Origin of the sequence: Pseudomonas sp. NFACC04-2, from assembly GCF_900119265.1 — a bacterium.
Lineage (GTDB): Bacteria > Pseudomonadota > Gammaproteobacteria > Pseudomonadales > Pseudomonadaceae > Aquipseudomonas > Aquipseudomonas fluorescens_AA.
The window spans coordinates 1-19,530 of sequence record NZ_FPJC01000015.1; the positions used below are offsets into that span (position 1 = coordinate 1).

At 60.1% G+C, this 19,530-nt stretch carries 19 protein-coding genes and 1 tRNA gene; 8 read left to right on the plus strand and 12 right to left on the minus strand.

Annotated elements, in window-relative coordinates; all coding sequences use genetic code 11:
• Positions 1-270, plus strand: a 270-nt coding sequence (locus BT125_RS19240; RefSeq protein WP_139271762.1) for an integrase core domain-containing protein, incomplete at its 5' end; no start/stop codon positions are given.
• 306 nt (positions 271-576) lie between these two features.
• Complete coding sequence (locus BT125_RS19245) at positions 577-2,640, plus strand: calcium-binding protein (protein WP_072409331.1); 2,064 nt, start codon at positions 577-579, stop codon at positions 2,638-2,640.
• Between the two features lie 108 nt (positions 2,641-2,748).
• On the opposite strand, the gene BT125_RS19250 is transcribed toward BT125_RS19245, so the two are convergent.
• From BT125_RS19250 to BT125_RS19290, 9 genes are all read right to left on the minus strand, one after another.
• Positions 2,749-3,957: an MFS transporter gene (locus tag BT125_RS19250; RefSeq protein WP_072409333.1), complete on the minus strand. Its 1,209-nt coding sequence runs from the start codon at positions 3,955-3,957 to the stop codon at positions 2,749-2,751.
• Between the two features lie 296 nt (positions 3,958-4,253).
• On the minus strand, positions 4,254-5,354 hold the full coding sequence (gene ychF, locus BT125_RS19255) for a redox-regulated ATPase YchF (protein ID WP_060740647.1): 1,101 nt from the start codon (positions 5,352-5,354) through the stop codon (positions 4,254-4,256).
• A 22-nt stretch (positions 5,355-5,376) separates the two neighbouring features.
• Positions 5,377-5,961, minus strand: a complete 585-nt coding sequence (gene pth, locus BT125_RS19260) for an aminoacyl-tRNA hydrolase (RefSeq protein WP_003185374.1) — start codon at positions 5,959-5,961, stop codon at positions 5,377-5,379.
• Between the two features lie 166 nt (positions 5,962-6,127).
• Entirely contained in the window at positions 6,128-6,730 is a 603-nt protein-coding gene (locus BT125_RS19265; protein ID WP_060740648.1) for a 50S ribosomal protein L25/general stress protein Ctc, read from the minus strand.
• A 142-nt stretch (positions 6,731-6,872) separates the two neighbouring features.
• Positions 6,873-7,814 (minus strand): ribose-phosphate pyrophosphokinase, encoded by a 942-nt coding sequence (locus BT125_RS19270; protein ID WP_003171603.1) that lies wholly within the window; start codon positions 7,812-7,814, stop codon positions 6,873-6,875.
• Between the two features lie 47 nt (positions 7,815-7,861).
• Positions 7,862-7,936, minus strand: a tRNA-Gln gene (locus BT125_RS19275).
• Between the two features lie 37 nt (positions 7,937-7,973).
• Positions 7,974-8,825 carry a 4-(cytidine 5'-diphospho)-2-C-methyl-D-erythritol kinase gene (gene ispE / locus BT125_RS19280; protein WP_072409335.1) on the minus strand — a complete coding sequence of 284 codons (852 nt, stop codon included), beginning with the start codon at positions 8,823-8,825 and terminating at the stop codon, positions 7,974-7,976.
• A gap of 1 nt (position 8,826) precedes the next feature.
• Positions 8,827-9,444, minus strand: a complete 618-nt coding sequence (lolB, locus tag BT125_RS19285) for a lipoprotein insertase outer membrane protein LolB (protein WP_072409337.1) — start codon at positions 9,442-9,444, stop codon at positions 8,827-8,829.
• 4 nt (positions 9,445-9,448) lie between these two features.
• Positions 9,449-11,173 carry a tetratricopeptide repeat protein gene (locus BT125_RS19290; RefSeq protein WP_072409339.1) on the minus strand — a complete coding sequence of 575 codons (1,725 nt, stop codon included), beginning with the start codon at positions 11,171-11,173 and terminating at the stop codon, positions 9,449-9,451.
• A 172-nt stretch (positions 11,174-11,345) separates the two neighbouring features.
• Between BT125_RS19290 and hemA the strand changes: the two genes are divergently transcribed.
• The 6 genes from hemA (at position 11,346) to BT125_RS19320 (ending at position 16,723) form a co-directional block, all read left to right on the plus strand.
• On the plus strand, positions 11,346-12,635 hold the full coding sequence (gene hemA, locus BT125_RS19295; RefSeq protein WP_072409341.1) for a glutamyl-tRNA reductase: 1,290 nt from the start codon (positions 11,346-11,348) through the stop codon (positions 12,633-12,635).
• Complete coding sequence (gene prfA / locus BT125_RS19300; protein WP_072409343.1) at positions 12,632-13,714, plus strand: peptide chain release factor 1; 1,083 nt, start codon at positions 12,632-12,634, stop codon at positions 13,712-13,714. Before hemA ends, prfA begins: the two co-directional genes overlap by 4 nt.
• 14 nt (positions 13,715-13,728) lie before the next feature.
• Positions 13,729-14,559 (plus strand): peptide chain release factor N(5)-glutamine methyltransferase, encoded by an 831-nt coding sequence (gene prmC, locus BT125_RS19305; RefSeq protein WP_072409345.1) that lies wholly within the window; start codon positions 13,729-13,731, stop codon positions 14,557-14,559.
• On the plus strand, positions 14,553-15,308 hold the full coding sequence (locus BT125_RS19310) for a molybdopterin-synthase adenylyltransferase MoeB (RefSeq protein WP_072409549.1): 756 nt from the start codon (positions 14,553-14,555) through the stop codon (positions 15,306-15,308). Before prmC ends, BT125_RS19310 begins: the two co-directional genes overlap by 7 nt.
• Positions 15,301-16,092: a glutamate racemase gene (gene murI, locus BT125_RS19315; RefSeq protein WP_072409347.1), complete on the plus strand. Its 792-nt coding sequence runs from the start codon at positions 15,301-15,303 to the stop codon at positions 16,090-16,092. Before BT125_RS19310 ends, murI begins: the two co-directional genes overlap by 8 nt.
• Before the next feature lie 112 nt (positions 16,093-16,204).
• Positions 16,205-16,723 carry an acyloxyacyl hydrolase gene (locus BT125_RS19320; RefSeq protein WP_072409349.1) on the plus strand — a complete coding sequence of 173 codons (519 nt, stop codon included), beginning with the start codon at positions 16,205-16,207 and terminating at the stop codon, positions 16,721-16,723.
• Positions 16,724-16,840: 117 nt separating this feature from the next.
• Here the strand turns inward: BT125_RS19320 and BT125_RS19325 are convergent, their stop codons facing one another.
• The 3 genes from BT125_RS19325 to phrB form a co-directional block, all read right to left on the minus strand.
• Positions 16,841-17,146 carry a YkgJ family cysteine cluster protein gene (locus BT125_RS19325; protein WP_060740657.1) on the minus strand — a complete coding sequence of 102 codons (306 nt, stop codon included), beginning with the start codon at positions 17,144-17,146 and terminating at the stop codon, positions 16,841-16,843.
• Positions 17,147-17,173: 27 nt separating this feature from the next.
• Positions 17,174-17,947, minus strand: coding sequence for an SDR family NAD(P)-dependent oxidoreductase (locus BT125_RS19330; RefSeq protein WP_072409350.1), 774 nt, complete (start codon positions 17,945-17,947; stop codon positions 17,174-17,176).
• A gap of 120 nt (positions 17,948-18,067) precedes the next feature.
• Positions 18,068-19,519: a deoxyribodipyrimidine photo-lyase gene (gene phrB / locus BT125_RS19335; protein WP_072409551.1), complete on the minus strand. Its 1,452-nt coding sequence runs from the start codon at positions 19,517-19,519 to the stop codon at positions 18,068-18,070.
• Between the last annotated feature and the right edge of the window lie 11 nt (positions 19,520-19,530).

A 19,530-nucleotide genomic window follows, 5' to 3' on the forward strand; every position in this document is an offset into this window, starting at 1 on the left:
TGCCAATACACCAGCCACAAATTCAGGAATGAAATGCGTAAGCATGGACTCCTGCAAAGCATGAGTCGCAAAGGTGAGTGCTGGGACAACGCCCCGATGGAGCGTTTCTTTGGGAGCCTGAAGTCAGAGTGGGTACCAGAAGATGGCTACAGCTCGGAGCATGAAGCTCGTGTGGATGTGCAGCGTTATGTGATGCGTTACAACAACGTCAGACTCCATAGCTACAACGACTACCGGTCGCCTGTAGCTATGGAGAAACTGGCGGCATGAAACCGTAACTGGTGTCCAAAATTAGTTGACCAGTTCAGCTTGCTCGCGATAGCGGTAGTTCAGCTACAAAGATGCCGGGGCCGCGCAGGCTTCTCAAAAGTGAGCCGCTGTAAGAGCGGAACCGCCAGCGGCCGTTACCGCAGAAACGGATATACACCCAAACCTAAATCCTGAGAAGAATCAGCGAAGCCAAGCGCCTACAACAAACCACCGGTCGGACTCTGCTCGTGCCAACGATGGGGCGGCGTGCGAATCCTTATCGCTCTACTAGAGTGACGGATCCAGCACCCGTTAAAGGACTAACTCATGGCAACCACCGACAGCGCGATGGCAAATACCCATACCGTGAGAACTGGCCCGGGCACTGTCCAGGTCGACCTCACCGGCCAATTCGATGATAACCAGAGCATCATTATCCAGCCGGACGGCAAGATACTGGTCGGAGGCTACACCGAGTACTTGGCATGGGGATACCCCGGGGCGCCGGGCGAGGAGAGCTACGGCTACGAACAGAACCATTCCGTTATCCGCCTGAACGCGGACGGTAGCCTGGACGCCAGCTTCCATGAGGGTGGCGTCGACAGCATACCGGCCGCCATAGCCCCGGCGTCGCGCTACGAACTGACGGCGGTACAGTCCGATGGCAAGGTGCTTATCGCCATAGCGCTGGACACCGGCGTACAGGTGGAGCGCTTCAACAGCGGCGGAACACGCGATGCCACCTTCGGCCAAGACGGCGCTATTACGGTCGACATCAGCCATGACTTCAAGGACATCGACCTGACGGCCAATACCGATGGCACATTCCAGGTCAGCGCCCGCGGGTTTGACCAGGCCACAGTGACCAGGATTGGCAATGACGGCACGTTCGTCGATGGCTTTGGCGACCATGGCGTGCTGACCGTCAACATTCCCGAAGACGCCTACTACAACGGCGGGATTTCCACTGCGGTGCAGGCAGATGGAGGCGTTGTAGTCGGGGCTGCATACAATGCCGTTGCTGGGGGCGATCCGACGTACGCCTTGCAGCGCTTCAACTCCGACGGCCAGCCAGATACCCATTTCGGTGATGGCGGTGTCCTCTACTTGAGCAGTGCCATGGGGTTTGGCGAAGATTCAGTGGTCACCGTGCAGGCTGATGGCAAGATCATCGTGATGGGGCATGGCGCAGGCAGCACCTTGGCGACTGTAGCGCGGCTTAACACTGACGGCTCCTTTGATACCGGCTTTGGTTCCAATGGTACGGTGACCTTCGAGGCCGACACGCCTGTGGCTCTGACGGTACAAGGCGATGGCAAGATCCTGGCTGCCGGCACGAGCAATGGGGATTTCAGCGTCATCCGCCTGAACGCGGATGGCAGTGTGGATACCCGTTTTGGCAGCCAGGACGGCAAGCTCCATGTGGACGGATATGCCGGTGAAGAAATCTTGCAGGGGACCGATGCCGCCGAAATCATCCACGGCTTGGCGGGTGACGATGTGCTTCAAGGCAACGGCGGACGCGACTTTCTGCAAGGTGGCGCTGGCGCTGACATCTTCCGTTTTTCCGAATTGAACGACAGTTTCCGCACGGCCACGCAAAACAACAGCGACCGGGTCCAGGACTTCGACGCCGCTGAGGACCGCATCGACCTGATTGCCCTGGGCTTCACCGGCATTGGCGACGGCCATGACGGCACCTTGGCCATCACGGCCAGCGCGGACGGCACTCGCACTTACCTCAAGAGCTACGACGCGGATGACTCCGGGCAACGGTTTGAACTGGTCTTGGACGGCAATCTGGTGGGGCAACTGGACAGCACCAACCTGGTGTTCACCGCGCCCACTGTTGTAGGTACGTCGGCCAGGGATACGCTTACCGGTTCTGCCTTGTCGGAAATCATCTATGGCCTGGGCGGCAATGATCGTATCAACGGGGGGGCGGGGGCTGATGTCATTATCGGCGGCGCCGGCGCTGACCGCCTCAACGGTGGGGATAGAAGCGACATTTCGTTGTGGACAGATAACCACCAAAACGACGATGTGTTCCGCTATACCTCTGCCGAGGACAGCTACCGCACTGACAACCAGAGCTTTGCCGACTTGATCGAAGGCTTCACGGTTGACGACAGGATCGATGTAGCGGCCCTGGGTTATACCGCCTTCGGAGATGGAACGGGCACTACGCTGGAGATGGTTTACAACAAGGAGCTGGACCGCACTTATCTAAAGGATGCGCAAGCGGACGCACAAGGCCACTGGTTCCAGATCGCGATTGCCGGGGACTGGCGGGAGAGTCTTGACGAAGATGACATGATCTTTGCCACCGACGGGGAGGTAGGGCTGATTGGAGTTGCCCCGGAGATCGATCCAGGGCATCTATTGACTTGACGGCCACATGAGAAGTTGCGTGGCAGTGATTGCTGCCACGCCCCGCCAGCTGGCGCCTCCACGCTGAATTCTGGAAGTCGAGGCATGCATCAAGGCCAGTAACGCACATCACTGGAAGGTGATTTCGTGACCAGTTGCAGACGAAGTGCGCAGCGTACGCAGCCCTAGAAGCACTATCAGCACCATGGCCAGGCCCGCGACAATCGCGACGCCGAACCCTGCCTGCGCGCCATAGACGTCGATGACCAAGCCCGCCAATACGCCGCCGAGCGCCACGCCGATGCTGACGCCGGTCGACATCCACGTAAACCCTTCGGTGATCCTGGAAGGCGGAACAATCATCGTACCGAGATTCATGATGATGACCATCGTTGGCGCAAACGACATGCCTGCCAAAAATAGCATTCCGGAAAGGACATAGACGTTCGGTGAAAGAATGGGCAACACAGCAGTGACTGCCGTTACCAGCGAGCCGATAAAAAACTGCTGATCCATCGGCATGGAAACCCTCAAGGCGCCGAACGTCAGGCCTGCGATCAGTGAGCCGAGGGCATAGGTTGCCAGGATGAAGCTGGCAGACGCCGGCCAGCCCTGTGCGTTGGCGAAGGCGACAACCGCCACGTCAACGGATCCTCCAATGACGCCCATCGCCAACAGTGCTAGCACGATGGTGGGAACGCCGGGGATAAGCAAGGCCGACCCTGTGCTCCTCGCCGTGCCCACGACCACCTTCGGTTCCGTCTGCCGCTGCATGAGAAACGCCGTCACGCCGACGACCAACAACAAGACCGCAGCAAGGGGCCCGGCTTGGGCGAAAAAACTGATGCTCAAACCAATGGCAAGTGGTGGGCCGATGACAAAGGCTAGTTCAGTTATAACGGTATCCAGGGAAAAGGCTGTGTGTAGCAGTGGCTTGCCACGGAAAAGTTGTATCCAGCGTGCCCTTATCATGGCGGGCATGCTTGGCATCGTGCCCGCCAATGCCGCGAGAATAAAAAGTAGTGAGGCCGGAGCGCTCATATACACGGCAATGATCAGCGCGAGCAGCATACTGGTGCTGAAGGCCGCCAAAGGGGGCAGAACTCGGCGTTGTCCCCGCCGGTCGACAAGTTTCGATACTTGCGGACCGATAAGCGCAGTCGCCAGGGTATAAGTACCGGCGACCGCGCCTGCCAGCCAATAAAGTCCTGTCTGCTGCACCAACATGGTGATGATGCCAATGCCGATCATTGCCTGTGGCAGACGGGCAATGGCGCTCGTCATCACTAGCCCGATGGCGCCCGGGGCGGAGAACAGTTCGCGGTAGGGGTTTGCCATGATGCTTCCTTTATCATGTGACACTGATGAATAACCCGCTGCCTGTGACACAAACTGATGGGGCGGCAAACCGGCGGCTGGTCATTTGAGCACGCCTGCGAATGGACCGTTACACGTTATTTGGGCAGGACAACACGGTACACGTCGCTACTATTCAAGCAAGCGAAGGCCAGGGGATCGGGCGACGGATTGATATCGGACGGTCTGAATTGCCATGAGATGCTCCAACGCAAAAGCCCCGCATCGCGGGGCGATAACGGGGCTTTTTGAATGCTGCGTGGAAGCGGCGTGGCGGGTTAGACGTTAAAGCGGAAGTGCATCACGTCACCGTCCTTGACGATGTATTCCTTGCCTTCCAGACGCCATTTACCCGCTTCCTTGGCGCCCGCTTCGCCCTTGTACTGGATGAAATCCGAGTAGGCGATGACTTCGGCACGGATGAAACCTTTTTCGAAGTCAGTGTGGATCACACCGGCGGCTTGCGGTGCGGTGGCACCCACGCGGACGGTCCAGGCGCGGACTTCTTCGACACCGGCGGTGAAGTAGGTCTGCAGGTGGAGCATCTCGTAGCCGGCGCGGATCACGCGGTTCAGGCCAGGCTCTTCCAGGCCCAGGGCCTCAAGGAACATGTCTTTCTCTTCACCGTCGTCCAGTTCGGCGATTTCCGCTTCGATCTTGTTGCAGACCGGAACGACCATGGCGCCTTCTTCCTCGGCAATGGCCTTGACCACGTCCAGGTGCGGGTTGTTCTCGAAGCCGTCTTCAGCGACGTTGGCGATGTACATGACCGGCTTGGTGGTCAACAGGTGGAAGCCCTTGATCACCAGTTTCTCGTCGGTGCTCATGTTCTTCATCAGGCTGCGCGCAGGCTTGCCTTCGGTGAAGTGGGCGATCAACTGCTCCAGCAGGCCTTTCTGCACGACTGCGTCCTTGTCGCCGCCCTTGGCGTTGCGGGCAACTTTCTGCAGCTGTTTTTCGCAACTGTCGAGGTCGGCGAAGATCAGTTCCAGGTCGATGATTTCGATGTCGCGTTTCGGGTCGACGCTGTTGGAGACGTGAATCACGTTCTCGTCTTCGAAGCAGCGCACCACGTGGGCGATGGCATCGGTTTCACGGATGTTGGCCAAAAACTTGTTGCCCAGGCCTTCGCCTTTCGACGCGCCAGCCACCAGGCCTGCGATGTCGACGAATTCCATGGTGGTCGGCAGGATGCGCTTGGGGTTGACGATAGCCGCCAAGGCCTCCAGGCGCGGATCGGGCATCGGCACGATGCCGCTGTTCGGCTCGATGGTGCAGAAGGGGAAGTTCTCGGCCGCGATACCGGATTTGGTCAGGGCGTTGAACAGGGTGGACTTGCCGACGTTAGGCAGGCCGACGATGCCGCAATTGAATCCCATGGTGTTTCCCCTCGGATAAGTGTCAGGCCTTCTGGCTGTGCAGGTTTTTCATCGCGCGGTTCCATTCACCGGCGAGAATATCCGGCAGCACGCCGAGGGCAAAGTCGATGCTGGCATCGAGTTTTTCCTGTTCGGCGCGAGGCGCACGACCCAGGACAAAGTTAGAAACCATACTGGCAACGCCCGGGTGGCCGATGCCAAGCCGCAGGCGGTGAAAGGTATTCTGATTACCCAGTTGCGCGATGATGTCGCGCAACCCGTTGTGACCGCCATGGCCGCCGCCTTGCTTGAGCTTGGCAACGCCCGGAGGCAGGTCGAGTTCGTCGTGGGCCACCAGGATTTCTTCAGGCTTGATGCGAAAGAAACCGGCCAATGCCGCCACGGCCTGGCCGCTGCGGTTCATGTAGGTGGTGGGAATCAACAGGCGAACATCCTGACCCTGATGCGAGAAACGCCCAGTCAGGCCGAAATACTTGCGATCGGCTGCCAGGCTGACGCCTTGTGCGTGCGCGATGCGCTCAACAAAAAGGGCCCCTGCGTTATGCCGGGTCTGTTCGTATTCAGCGCCTGGATTTCCCAGGCCAACGATCAGTTTAATGGCAGTCACGATAGGGGCCCTTCCTGGAGTGTGGATAACGATGTCGCAATCAGGCGGTGTTGCGACAGTGGACGAAAATGGCGGATTTACCGTTAAGTAAACTTCGCGTTCTCGCCCGCTGTCTCGCTACGTTCCAGTCCGCGATGTTTCCGGTCACTCCGGCGACAGAGTGAAATTACTCTGCAGCGCCTTCTTCAGTGGCTTCTGGAGCAACACGTGGAGCGTGGACGTTGGCAACAGCCTTGTCATCGCCGTGTGCCAGAGCAACAAACTCAACGCCTTTAGGAGCCTTGAGGTCGGACAGGTGAATGATCGTGCCGACTTCGGCGTCAGCCAGGTCGACTTCGATGAATTCAGGCAGGTCTTTCGGCAGGCAGGAAACTTCCAGCTCGGAAGTCACGTGCGAGATCTCGCCGCCTTTCTTGACCGGAGCAGCTTCGTTGATGAAGTGCACTGGAACAACAGCAGTCAGCTTCTGACCGGCAACAACGCGGACGAAGTCAGCGTGCATCACGTGGCCTTTGGCCGGGTGACGCTGCAGAGCTTTGATCACGACGTTTTGCTTGGTGCCGCCAACGTTCAGCTCGATGATGTGGCTGTAGGCCGCTTCGTTTTCGAGCAGTTTGGCAACTTCTTTGGCCAGCATGCTGATGGACTCAGGGGCTTTGTCGCCACCGTAGACTACAGCTGGAACCAGGCTTGCGAGACGACGCAGGCGGCGGCTCGCACCTTTCCCCAGGTCGGAACGCACTTCAGCATTCAGAGTAAAATCGTTCATGTTGTATCTCCAAAATAGCCATGACCGAGTGACGTTTGCGACCAGCGTCAGGCACGGTATGGGCAAAAAAGCCCCGCCCCGACAGGTGATGTCGGGGCGGGGCGCTTTTCGTCAACGAGGTGTCCTGGAAAGGGCAGGGCCCTTAGCGGAACATCGCGCTGATCGATTCTTCATTGCTGATGCGGCGAACCGCTTCGGCAACCACCGGTGCGATATCCAGTTGACGGATACGCGCACAGGCTTGTGCTGCAGCGGACAGCGGGATGGTGTTGGTCACCACCAGCTCGTCCAGCACGGAATTTTCAATGTTCTCGATTGCCCGACCGGACAGCACAGGGTGTGTGCAGTAGGCAAAGACCTTGGCAGCGCCATGCTCTTTCAGGGCCTTGGCCGCGTGGCACAGGGTGCCGGCGGTATCGACCATGTCGTCGACCAGGATACAGGTGCGCCCTTCGACGTCGCCGATGATATGCATCACTTCGGAGTGATTGGCTTTCTCACGGCGTTTGTCGATGATACCCAGATCCACGCCCAGGGATTTGGCAACAGCTCGTGCACGCACGACGCCGCCAATGTCCGGGGACACGATCATCAGGTTTTCGAAGCGCTGGTCTTCAATATCATCCACCAGGACTGGGGAGCCGTAGATGTTATCCACGGGAATATCGAAGAACCCCTGAATCTGGTCAGCATGCAGATCAACCGTGAGGACACGGTCGATGCCGACTACGGTGAGCATATCAGCCACGACTTTCGCGCTGATCGCCACACGTGCGGAACGCGGACGGCGATCCTGACGGGCATAACCAAAGTAAGGAATAACAGCAGTGATACGAGTAGCCGAGGAGCGGCGGAAGGCATCAGCCATCACGACGAGTTCCATCAGGTTATCGTTGGTCGGAGCGCAAGTCGGCTGAATAATGAAGACGTCTTTACCGCGAACGTTTTCATTGATCTCGGCAGTGATTTCGCCGTCGGAAAATTTACCGACAGAAATGTCACCGAGAGGGATATGCAGCTGACGTACGACACGTCGAGCCAGATCGGGGTTGGCGTTCCCCGTAAAGACCATCATCTTGGACACGCGCAGTACCTGAAGGCTGAGGGTATACCTGGATGAGTATAGGAAAATGGCAGGGGCGGCTGGATTCGAACCAACGCATGGCAGGATCAAAACCTGCTGCCTTACCGCTTGGCGACGCCCCTGTATCTGTTGCTGCGAGTGCCCAGCACTCGATTCCTTTTAGAGCAGGTCTTGCAGCTTGCGATGCAACATCGAAACGTTGCTTCCTTTTGCTACAAACCCTGTAAGGGTCTCTGTAAGAAGGGCCGAGACTTTATCAGCTTCAGCTTTGCTTGGGAAGCCCCCAAACACACAACTTCCAGTTCCGGTGAGTTTTGCTTCGGTAAATTTACCTAACAAATTCAAAGCGTTACGAACATCTGGATAACGCCTTGCTACCACCGGTAAGCAGTCATTTCGACTGTTTCCCTTGGGAACGGGGCGCACTTTAATGGGAGGAGAGTTACGTGTCAACAGTGGATCTGAAAAAATTTCTGCTGTACTTACAGATACTTGCGGCACCAGCACCAAGTACCAGGGTTCCTCGGGTTCCACTGGGGTTAGTTTTTCCCCGACACCCTCGGCGAAAGCGGCGTGGCCACGCACGAAAACCGGCACGTCGGCGCCCAGGGTCAGGCCCAGGGCAGCCAGGCGATCGATGTCCCAGCCAAGCTGCCACAAATGGTTGAGGCCCAATAAAGTCGTCGCCGCATTGGAGCTGCCGCCACCGATGCCGCCGCCCATGGGCAGAATTTTTTCGATCCAGATATCGATGCCCAGCGCACAACCGGATTGTGCCTGGAGTTGTTTCGCGGCCTTGACGATCAGGTTGCTGTCGTGGGGCACGCCTTCGAACTCGGTGTGCAGATGAATCACGCCATCGTCGCGCACGGCAAAAGTGATGTCGTCGCCGTAGTCCAGGAACTGGAAGATCGTCTGCAACTCGTGGTAGCCGTCCGGACGACGGCCAAGGATATGCAGCATCAGGTTGAGCTTGGCCGGGGAGGGCAGGGTCAGGCGTGCAGCGGTCATGTCATTGCCCCAGCTTGCGCGGCTGCCATTGCTTGATCACCAGCGTGACGTCGAGGTTGCTGCCGTGCAACTTGATGCGTTCGGGCAGCCAGTAGCCGTTCTGCTGGGCATAGCTGAGGTATTCGATCTGCCAGTCATCCTGTTCCAGGTTGGACAGGCGGCTATCGGCGTCGAGGGTCAGGCGACTTTTACTGTCCGGTGCCGGCAGCCCGCGAACCCACCAGGTCAGGTGGGAGATCGGCAGTTTCCAGCCCAGCTGTTCTTCCAGCAGCGCTTCGGGGGTGGGGGCCTCGTAGCGTCCCTGATTGGCCACTTCCAGCGAAACCTGGCCCGGCCGGCCAGTCAGGCGGGCCGCGCCGCGACCCAGTGGGCCCGACAGACGAATGTCGTAGTAGTCCTGGCGTTGCAGCCAGAACAGCGTGCCGCTGCCCGAGTCTTTCGGGGCGCGGATGCCGATCTTGCCGTCGATCTGCCAGCCGTCGAGGCCGCTCAGTTGTTGCTTGTGCTCGCGCCACTGGGCCTGGTTGCCCTGGCCCTGGACGGATTCACGGGCGCCGAAGCCCGCGCAACCGGCGAGCAAGGCAATGAAGCTGAAAACGATGAGATGGCGCAAAAACATAATCTTAAAGAGTCTCGGATCCGGTCAGGCGTTTGATGGTGCTGCGCAAGATAGGGCTGTCAGGCTGATCCTTGAGGAATCGGCTCCAGATCTGCCGGGCTTCGCGTTGTTTGCCGTTGGCCCACAGGACCTCGCCCAGGTGAGCGGCGACTTCCTGGTCGGGAAAACGCTCCAGGGCCTGGCGCAACAGGCGTTCGGCTTCGTCGAGATTGCCCAGGCGGAAATTCACCCAGCCAAGGCTGTCGAGTACCGCCGGGTCTTCGGGATTGATCTGGTGGGCCTGTTCGATCAGCACCTTGGCTTCGTCATAGCGGGTGGTGCGATCCGACAAGGTGTAACCCAGGGCATTGAGGGCCATGGCGTTGTCCGGGTCGCGCTGGATGATCAGGCGCAGGTCTTTTTCCATCTGGGCCAGGTCATTGCGTTTTTCCGCCAGCATGGCGCGGGTATACAACAGGTTCAGGTCGTCCGGGTACTGCTTCAAGGCTTGCTGCAGTACGTTCCAGGCCTTGTTGCCCTGATTGTTGGCCGCCAGGGTTTCGGCTTCGATCAGGTACAACTGGATGCCGTAGTCCGGCTGGGAGTCGCGTTGTACCGCGAGGCGGCTCTGGGCATCGGCGGTCTTGCCATTGCTGATCAGGATATCGGCCTGGCGCAACTGCGCCGGCAGATAGTCGTTGCCCGGGCCGACCTGGGCGTACTCGATCAGTGCGCTCTCGGGGTCGTTGCGTTCCTCGGCGATGCGACCCAGGTTCAAATGGGCCGAGTCGACATGGCTTTCCCGGGCGATCAGGTCCTCCAGGTACCCCTTGGCCTCTTCCCAAGCCTTGGCCTCCAGGCAGACCAGCGCCAGGGAATAGCGCAACTCGTCGTCTTCCGGGTATTGCTGGACCAGGCTGGAGAACTCCACCTTGGCGTCGTCCATGCGGTTGTTTTCCACCAGCATGCGGGCGTAGGTGAGGCGCAGGCGTTTGTCGTCCGGGTACTTCTTGATGCTTTTTTCCAGCAGCGGCAAGGCTTCGTCGCCGCGGTTCAAGCCTTGCAGCAGGCGAGCACGCAGCAGGATCGGCGCTACTTCGCCGGCTTCCGGCGGGTTGTCTTCCAGCAGGGTGAGGGCGCCCTGGGTGTCGCCATCCTGTTGCAGCAGCAGGGCTTTGCCGAAAATCAGCTGGCCGTTATTCGGGTGGCGCTGCAACAGGCGATCGAAGCTTTTCATCAGGCCGTTGCGGGTTTCCTGGTCGGTATCGGCGGCGGACAGCGCCAGGAAGTCGAAATGGGTGTCGCCCTTGCCCAGCAGGACTTTCTCCATATAGACCATGGAGTCGTCGTAGCGCCCGGCCCGGGCCAGTTGCACGGCGGCGGCGCGCTGCGCTTCCAGGTCATCGGGGGCGTTCCTGGCCCAGATCAGCGCGGTATCGAGCGCGGGCTGATCGGCGCCCAGGTATTCGGCAATGCGAAATGCCCGTTCGGAGATGCCCGGGTCCTGGGTGTTGATGGCCTGGGTCACGTAGTTGTCCAGCGCAATGTCGAAGCGATTGCGCTGGCCTGCCAGTTCGGCGCTCAACAGGCTGAAGATGGTTTCTTCGCTGAACGAGCCATAGACCTTGGGTTTTTCAGGGGCCTGCACGCTGTTTTCGAGTGGCGGCGTACCGTCCGTCGAAACGGGGGCCATGGACTGGCAGCCGCTGAGCAAGGCAAGGGCGAGGAGCAACGCGGAAGATCTATTCATATAGGAAGAGGACAACTAACCTGCGGTCGGATCATCATGACACAAGCCTTGGGTCAAACATAACCGCCCCGTCGATTTACAAGCCAGGGCAGGGCGATAGAGATCGAGTGGTTGTTCTGAATCTGACGAAGTAGGACAATTGCCGGCTTCACGTCACCATCAGCGACCTTGAATGGCCTTCCTTGCACTCGGTATTAACCACAAGACTGCTTCAGTAGACGTCCGCGAGCGCGTGGCCTTTACGCCTGAGCAGCTGGTTGAGGCCCTGCAGCAGCTCTGCCGACTCACCGACAGCCGCGAAGCTGCGATCCTCTCCACCTGCAATCGCAGTGAGCTTTATATAGAACAGGATCACGTTTCGGCCGATTCAGTGCTGCGCTGGCTGGCCGAATATCACAACCTGAGCCTTGAAGAGCTGCGCGCCAGCGCCTATGTGCATGAAGACGATGCGGCCGTTCGTCACATGATGCGCGTCGCCTCGGGGCTCGACTCGCTGGTGCTGGGCGAGCCGCAGATTCTCGGCCAGATGAAGTCGGCCTACGCCGTGGCCCGCGAGGCCGGCACCGTCGGCCCGCTGCTGGGGCGCTTGTTCCAGGCCACATTCAATGCCGCCAAGCAGGTGCGCACCGACACCGCCATTGGCGAGAACCCGGTGTCCGTGGCGTTCGCCGCCGTCAGCCTGGCGAAACAGATTTTCAGTGATTTGCAACGCAGCCAGGCGCTGCTGATCGGTGCCGGCGAGACCATCACCCTGGTCGCTCGCCATCTCCATGACCTGGGGGTGAAACGCATTGTCGTCGCCAACCGGACCCTGGAGCGGGCCAGTACCCTGGCCGAACAGTTTGGTGCCCATGCGGTGCTGCTGTCGGACATTCCCGCCGAGCTGGTGCACAGCGATATCGTCATCAGTTCCACTGCCAGCCAGTTGCCGATCCTCGGCAAGGGCGCCGTGGAAAGTGCCCTGAAACTGCGCAAGCACAAGCCGATTTTCATGGTGGACATCGCCGTTCCCCGGGACATCGAGCCGGAGGTCGGCGAGCTGGACGACGTTTACCTCTATAGCGTCGACGACCTGCACGAGGTGGTGGCCGAGAACCTCAAGAGCCGGCAGGGCGCAGCCCAGGCGGCGGAAGAGATGATCAGCGTCGGTGCCGAGGACTTCATGGTGCGCCTGCGCGAGCTGGCGGCGGTGGATGTGCTCAAGGCCTATCGTCAACAGAGCGAACGCCTGCGCGACGAGGAACTGCAAAAAGCCCAGCGCCTGCTGGCCAACGGCGGCAGTGCCGAAGAGGTGCTGGTGCAACTGGCCCGCGGCCTGACCAACAAGTTGCTCCACGCCCCCAGTGTCCAGCTCAAGAAGCTGACTGCCGAAGGCCGCCTCGATGCGCTGGCCATGGCCCAGGAACTCTTTGCCCTCGGTGAGGGCTCACCGGATAGCTTTTCGGATAAAAAACCGCAATGAAAGCGTCACTGCTCAACAAACTGGACATCCTCCAGGACCGTTTCGAAGAATTGACCGCCTTGCTGGGCGATGGCGAAGTCATTGCCGACCAGAACAAATTCCGCACCTATTCCAAGGAATACGCGGAAGTCGAGCCGATTGTCGCCACCTATAAACAGCTGCTTAAAGTGCAGGACGACCTCGAAGGCGCCCAGGCGCTGCTCAAGGACAGCGACCCGGACATGCGCGAAATGGCCGTGGAGGAAGTGCGCGAAGCCAAGGAACAGTTGCTCGAACTGGAAAGCAACCTGCAACGCATGCTGCTGCCCAAGGACCCGAATGACGGGCGCAACGTATTCCTCGAGATCCGTGCCGGTACCGGCGGCGACGAGGCGGCGATTTTTTCCGGCGACCTGTTCCGCATGTATTCGCGTTATGCCGAGCGTCGCGGTTGGCGGGTGGAGATCCTGTCGGAGAACGAAGGCGAACACGGCGGCTATAAAGAAGTCATCGCCCGGGTCGAAGGCGACAATGTCTACGGCAAGCTGAAGTTTGAATCCGGCGCCCACCGCGTGCAGCGCGTGCCGGCGACGGAGTCCCAGGGGCGTATCCACACCTCGGCCTGCACCGTGGCGGTATTGCCCGAGCCGGACGAGCAGGAAGCCATCGAGATCAACCCGGCGGACCTGCGGGTCGACACGTACCGTTCCTCTGGCGCGGGCGGCCAGCACGTCAACAAGACCGACTCGGCGATCCGCATCACCCACTTGCCCTCGGGCATCGTGGTCGAGTGCCAGGAAGAACGTTCCCAGCACAAGAACCGCGCGCGGGCCATGGCCTGGTTGTCGGCCAAGCTCAATGACCAGCAGACCAGCGCCGCGGCCAATGCCATCGCCAGCGAACGCAAATTGCTAGTGGGCTCGGGCGATCGTTCCGAACGGATCCGTACCTACAACTTCGCCCAGGGCCGGGTCACCGACCATCGCGTCAACCTGACCCTGTACTCCCTGGACGAGATCCTGGCCGGTGGTGTCGACGCGGTCATCGAGCCGTTGCTGGCCGAGTACCAGGCCGACCAGTTGGCGGCGATTGGCGAGTAAGCACAGGTGAATAAATGACCATCATCGCCAGTCTGTTACGCGCCGCCGAGCTGCCGGATTCGCCCACGCCGCGGCTGGACGCCGAGTTGTTGCTGGCCGCTGCCCTGGGCAAGTCCCGCAGCTTCCTGCACACCTGGCCCGAGCGGATCGTGCCCAGCGAGGCGGCGTTGCTGTTCTCCGAATACCTGCGTCGCCGTCGCTCCGGCGAGCCGGTGGCCTACATCCTTGGGCAACAGGGCTTCTGGAAACTCGACCTGGAAGTCGCGCCCCATACGCTGATCCCGCGTCCCGACACCGAGTTGCTGGTGGAAACCGCACTGGCCTTGCTGCCCGCGACACCGGCCCGGGTCCTGGACCTGGGCACCGGCAGCGGCGCGATTGCCCTGGCATTGGCCAGTGAGCGTGCGGCCTGGAACGTCACGGCGGTCGACCGGGTGCTGGAGGCCGTGGCCCTGGCCGAACGCAATCGCCAGCGCCTGGACCTGCGTAATGTCACGGTGTTGAGCAGCCACTGGTTCAGCGCCTTGGAAGGCGAGCGTTTCCAGTTGATCATCAGCAACCCGCCGTACATCGCGGCCAGCGATCCGCACCTGGCCGAGGGCGACGTGCGTTTCGAGCCGGCCAGTGCCTTGGTGGCCGGGCCGGACGGGCTCGATGATCTGCGCCAGATCGTGGCCCAGGCGCCGGCGCACCTCGAACCGGGTGGCTGGCTGATGCTCGAGCATGGTTACGACCAGGCCGAGGCGGTGCGCGATTTGCTGAGCGCCCAAGGATTTGTCGAGGTCCACAGTCGCAAGGACTTGGGGGGGCATGAGCGCATCAGCCTGGGGTGCCTGCCGTGCTGAACGATCAGGAGCTGTTGCGCTACAGCCGGCAGATTCTGTTGCAGCACGTCGACATCGACGGCCAATTGCGTCTCAAGCAAAGCCGCGTGTTGATCATCGGCCTCGGCGGGCTCGGCGCCCCGGTGGCGTTGTACCTGGCCGCCGCTGGCGTGGGCGAGATGCACCTGGCGGATTTCGACAGCGTCGACCTGACCAACCTGCAACGCCAGGTCATTCACGACACCGACAGCGTCGGCCTGAGCAAGGTCGATTCGGCGATGCGGCGCCTGGGGGCGATCAACCCCGAGGTTCGGTTGGTACCTCACCGGACCGCCATGGACGAAGACAGTCTGGCCGCTGCGGTCGCGGCGGTGGATGTGGTGCTCGACTGCTCGGACAATTTCTCGACCCGCGAGGCGGTGAACGCGGTCTGTGTCGCGGCGGGTAAGCCGCTGGTCAGCGGCGCGGCGATTCGCCTGGAAGGGCAGTTGTCGGTGTTCGATCCGCGTCGCCCTGAAAGCCCTTGCTACCACTGTCTCTACGGCCACGGTAGCGAAGCCGAGCTGACCTGTAGCGAAGCCGGTGTGATCGGGCCGCTGGTGGGGTTGGTGGGCAGTCTGCAAGCCCTTGAAGCCTTGAAGTTGCTGGTCGGTTTCGGTGAGCCGCTGGTGGGGCGCTTGCTGTTGATCGATGCCTTGGGCACGCGATTCAGAGAGCTGCGGGTCAAGCGTGATCCAGGTTGCAGCGTGTGTGGTGATCAACATGAGTGAAGCGCCGGTCGGAGTGCTCGACTCGGGCGTCGGCGGGCTGTCGGTGCTGGGCGAGATCCGTCAGTTGCTGCCCAATGAGTCGCTGCTGTACGTGGCTGACTGTGGGCATATTCCCTACGGCGAGAAAACTCCAGAATACATCCGACAGCGCAGCACGATCATTGCCGACTTTCTCCTGGGCCAGGGCGCCAAGGCGCTGGTGGTGGCCTGCAACACCGCAACGGTCGCCGCCGTTGCCGACCTGCGCCATGATTTCCCCCACTGGCCGATCGTCGGCATGGAGCCGGCGGTCAAACCGGCGGCCGCCGCGACCCGCAGCGGTATCGTCGGCGTACTGGCGACCACCGGCACCTTGCAGAGCGCCAAGTTCGCCGCCTTGCTCGACCGTTTCGCCACCGATGTGCGCGTGATCACCCAGCCGTGCCCGGGCCTGGTCGAGTTGATCGAAGCGGGGGACCTGCACAGCCAGGCCTTGCATCAACTGCTGCAACATTACGTCGAGCCGTTGCTTGCAGCCGGTTGCGATACGCTGATCCTGGGGTGCACCCACTATCCATTCCTCAAGCCATTGCTCAAGCCAATGATTCCGACCCACATCAGCCTGATCGACACCGGTGCCGCCGTGGCACGCCAACTTCAACGGCTGTTGGCCGAGCGAGACCTATTGGCCGAAGGGCCGGCCCGCGAGACCGAGTTTTGGACAAGTGCAGATCCGATACATTTTAGAAAAATCCTACCATTGCTATGGCATTCGTCTGGCGTTGTGCGAAGCTTCGAACTGTAAGAAAAACGTGAAAATTGTGTGAAACGGGCTGAACTTCTGTTTTACCGCGGATTTCTATAGCTTTGTCTGTTTGTAACTAAACTAACTAAGTCTGTTCGGAAAGGATGTTCTAATGAAGCGCTTATTCTGCTTTGCCGCGTTTGCGGCTGCATTGCTGGGGCACACTTACACCGCTCAGGCGGCGGGTGTGGAGTTTGGGGTTGGCCAAACTAGCGACTCGACCATGACCTATCGCTTGGGCATGCAGTTCGACTGGGACAAGAGTTGGTGGCAGAGCGATGTCGGTCGCCTGACCGGTTACTGGAGCGGCGCCTATACCTATTGGGAAGGGGACGAAACTTCCAGCAACCATAGCCTGTCGTTCTCGCCCGTATTTGTGTACGAGTTTTCCGGCCAGAACGTGAAGCCTTACATCGAGGCGGGGGTAGGTGTTGCGCTGTTTGCCAACACCGAGGTGGAAACCAACAAGTTGGGCACGGCTTTCCAGTTCGAGGACCGCATCGGTTTCGGCTTGCGCTTCAATGGTGGACATGAAGTGGGCGTTCGCGCCACTCACTACTCCAACGCAGGTATCAAGTCGACCAACGACGGTGTGGAAAGCTACGCGCTGCACTACACGATGCCGCTGTAACATTAAATACTGTGGGAGCGGGCTTGCTCGCGAAGGCATAGTGTCAATCACTTCAGTGCTGGCTGATCCGACGCTTTCGCGAGCAAGCCCGCTCCCACAAAAATCGGATCTATTTTCCTACCGATACGCCGTCGCAATGCCCTGGCGCTCTTCCAGGCATTCCGGCGCGCCCATCTCGAACTCGCGGCAGATCAGCGGGCGCTTTTCGTAGATGGTACACATCATGCTGTCGCGATCCAGGGCCGCGCACCAACCGTCGTCGAGCCGCAACATCACTTCCCCACCCCAATCGTCCGTGTCGATAAAACGCTCCGGGACCCCGGTGTCGGTGATCAGCATCACTTCCAACTGGCAGCAGCACGCCGCGCATGTCGAGCATGTGACGGCCGGTGCCGGGATTTCATGGAGGGGGATGGTTTTCATGGCGCGCAGTGTAAGGCAATCGGCGGCTCAGGGTCGTCCCTTGATCGGATAGCCGTTTTTTGCCTGGCAGGAGTCGATGTCGGCCGGCAGGGTTTCGGTGGATGAAGGCAAGGGCCACAGTGCGGTCATGGACGCGATGGGAAGCGCGACTTCCCAGGGGCGTTCGACCACGTGATCCAGCACATGCCGCGCCGCTTCTTCTGGCGACCAGTGGGCCGGGAATGGGAAACAATCGTCGGGCCCCTGCGATGGGGCATCGTAGCCAGGGTGCACCAATGTCACATCAACGCCTGCAGAGGCCAGCTCTGCCCGAGTCGACTCGAACAGATGGCGGATCCCGCTTCCACCCGCTTCGATGTTCGAGGGCGGCAGATAAGTTGCCGGGCTGGCAATACCCACCAGATGAGGTTGGGTCCCGACGCGCAACAAGGGCATGGCCACTTCGATGCAGAAACTGGCGGCCAGCAGGTTACTGCGCACGATATGCTCGATCAACGTGTGGTCAGTATGCCGTTCGTCAACGTACTCAGCCGTTCCAGCATTGAGGATCACCTGATCCAGAGCACCCCATTGCCGGGCGATCTGTTCACCGATCTCGCGCACGGTCTGGCTGTCGGTCAAATTGCCGGGCACGATCAGCACTTGTCCTGGATAACGTACCGAAAGGGTTTCGCACGAGCGGGGCGAGCGTGAACTGACGGCCAGGTGTGCACCTGTCTCGAGTATCGCTTCAGCCAACGAAGCGCCAATTCCGTTGCCGGCCCCGGTAAGCCAATAGCGCCGGGGCAGTCTTAAACCCATGCCGTACTCCTTTCGATTGCCTACCGCTGATACACGACTTTCAGTAGAGTTCGTACGATTAGTACGACTATATGTTATCGGGTAAATATTGCATCCCGCGCCACGGCAATTTCATGTTCGCTAATCGCCCACGCCTTCAACGGCTGCATCCTGTCGCGTCGGCAGGTTTCTGAACGCTGCCAGCGCACGCGCCCTGGACTCGCGCAAATCGACGATCGGTGCCGGGTAATCCACTGGGCCAAACAAGCCGCCTTGGCTGTTTGGGCTATGGACCTGTTGCCTATCCAGATCGTTCAGTTCAGGTAACCAGTACTTGATGAACAGGCCCTCGCGATCAAATTTTTCCGACTGGCTCAACGGGTTGAAGATGCGGAACCAAGGCGCCGAGTCGGTGCCGGTGGAGGCGCTCCACTGCCAGCCGCCATTATTGGCGGCCAGGTCCCCGTCGATCAGGTGCTGCATGAAAAAACGCTCGCCTTCACGCCAATCGATCAGCAGGTTCTTGGTCAGGAACATGGCGACCACCATCCGCAAACGGTTGTGCATCCAACCGGTTTCCAGCAATTGGCGCATGGCCGCGTCGATAATCGGCAGGCCGGTGCGTGCCTGTTTCCAGGCCTCCAGTTCGGTGGGGGCCTTGCGCCAGGCCAGCGCCTCGGTTTCCGGGCGGAACGCGCGGTGGCGCGATACACGTGGATAGCCCACGAGAATGTGTTTATAGAACTCGCGCCAGAGCAACTCATTTATCCAGGTCACGGCGCCGACGCTTCCACTCTCGAATTCACCCCGGTTGGCTTGCAGCGCGGCATGCAGGCACTGACGTGGCGACACCACCCCGGCTACCAGGTAGGCCGAGAGCTGGCTGGTGCCTGGCCGGGCCGGGAAGTCCCGTTCGTGCTGGTAATCGTCGAGGTGCTGGTCGACAAAACTGTCCAGTCGCCGTCGGGCTTCGGTTTCACCGGCGGGCCAGAGGGCGCGCAGTGCTTCGCTGGGCGAGGCGAACCCATCGACGTGCGTCGGCACCGGATCTCGGGCAATGCCGGTGCGGGCCTGCTGGAGCGGTGTGGCGACCAGGCTCGGCAGCGAAAAATGCAGACGGTTGTAGCAGACCTTGCGGAACTGACTGAACACCTGGAAATAATTGCCGGTCTTGGTCAGTACGCTGCCAGGCCTGAACAGCAGTTGATCGAGGTGACGGTGAAGCTCGATGCCCTGGTCATTCAATGCACGGGCGACTTCGGTGTCACGCTGCGTTTCATTCAGACCGTACTCTTCGTTGACATGCACGGCGCCAACGTTCAGTTCGCGACATAGCTTGAGCAGCACGTGCGGCGCCTGGTGCCAATGCGTTGCCTCGCGAATCAAGAGCGGGATGTTCAATTCATCCAGGGCCGTGCTCAATACGCCGAGGTTGCGCAGCCAGAAATCGATCTTGCACGCTGCGTCGTCATGGGCACGCCATTGTTCGGGGCTGGTCAGGTACACCGCTACGCATGGCCCTTGAGCTGCGGCCGCCGCGAGGGCGGTGTTGTCGTGCAGGCGCAAGTCGCTGCGCAGCCAGATCAGTTGCAGGCTGTTTTCCA

Excerpts from the sequence above, each read along its gene's own strand:
- BT125_RS19245 (WP_072409331.1), top strand. The coding sequence starts at position 577 with ATGGCAACCACCGACAGCGCGATGGCAAATACCCATACCGTGAGAACT.
- BT125_RS19250 (WP_072409333.1), bottom strand. The coding sequence starts at position 3,957 with ATGGCAAACCCCTACCGCGAACTGTTCTCCGCCCCGGGCGCCATCGGG.
- ychF (WP_060740647.1), bottom strand. The coding sequence starts at position 5,354 with ATGGGATTCAATTGCGGCATCGTCGGCCTGCCTAACGTCGGCAAGTCC.
- BT125_RS19265 (WP_060740648.1), bottom strand. The coding sequence starts at position 6,730 with ATGAACGATTTTACTCTGAATGCTGAAGTGCGTTCCGACCTGGGGAAA.
- ispE (WP_072409335.1), bottom strand. The coding sequence starts at position 8,825 with ATGACCGCTGCACGCCTGACCCTGCCCTCCCCGGCCAAGCTCAACCTG.
- lolB (WP_072409337.1), bottom strand. The coding sequence starts at position 9,444 with ATGTTTTTGCGCCATCTCATCGTTTTCAGCTTCATTGCCTTGCTCGCC.
- BT125_RS19290 (WP_072409339.1), bottom strand. The coding sequence starts at position 11,173 with ATGAATAGATCTTCCGCGTTGCTCCTCGCCCTTGCCTTGCTCAGCGGC.
- hemA (WP_072409341.1), top strand. The coding sequence starts at position 11,346 with ATGGCCTTCCTTGCACTCGGTATTAACCACAAGACTGCTTCAGTAGAC.
- prfA (WP_072409343.1), top strand. The coding sequence starts at position 12,632 with ATGAAAGCGTCACTGCTCAACAAACTGGACATCCTCCAGGACCGTTTC.
- prmC (WP_072409345.1), top strand. The coding sequence starts at position 13,729 with ATGACCATCATCGCCAGTCTGTTACGCGCCGCCGAGCTGCCGGATTCG.
- murI (WP_072409347.1), top strand. The coding sequence starts at position 15,301 with ATGAGTGAAGCGCCGGTCGGAGTGCTCGACTCGGGCGTCGGCGGGCTG.
- BT125_RS19320 (WP_072409349.1), top strand. The coding sequence starts at position 16,205 with ATGAAGCGCTTATTCTGCTTTGCCGCGTTTGCGGCTGCATTGCTGGGG.
- BT125_RS19325 (WP_060740657.1), bottom strand. The coding sequence starts at position 17,146 with ATGAAAACCATCCCCCTCCATGAAATCCCGGCACCGGCCGTCACATGC.
- BT125_RS19330 (WP_072409350.1), bottom strand. The coding sequence starts at position 17,947 with ATGGGTTTAAGACTGCCCCGGCGCTATTGGCTTACCGGGGCCGGCAAC.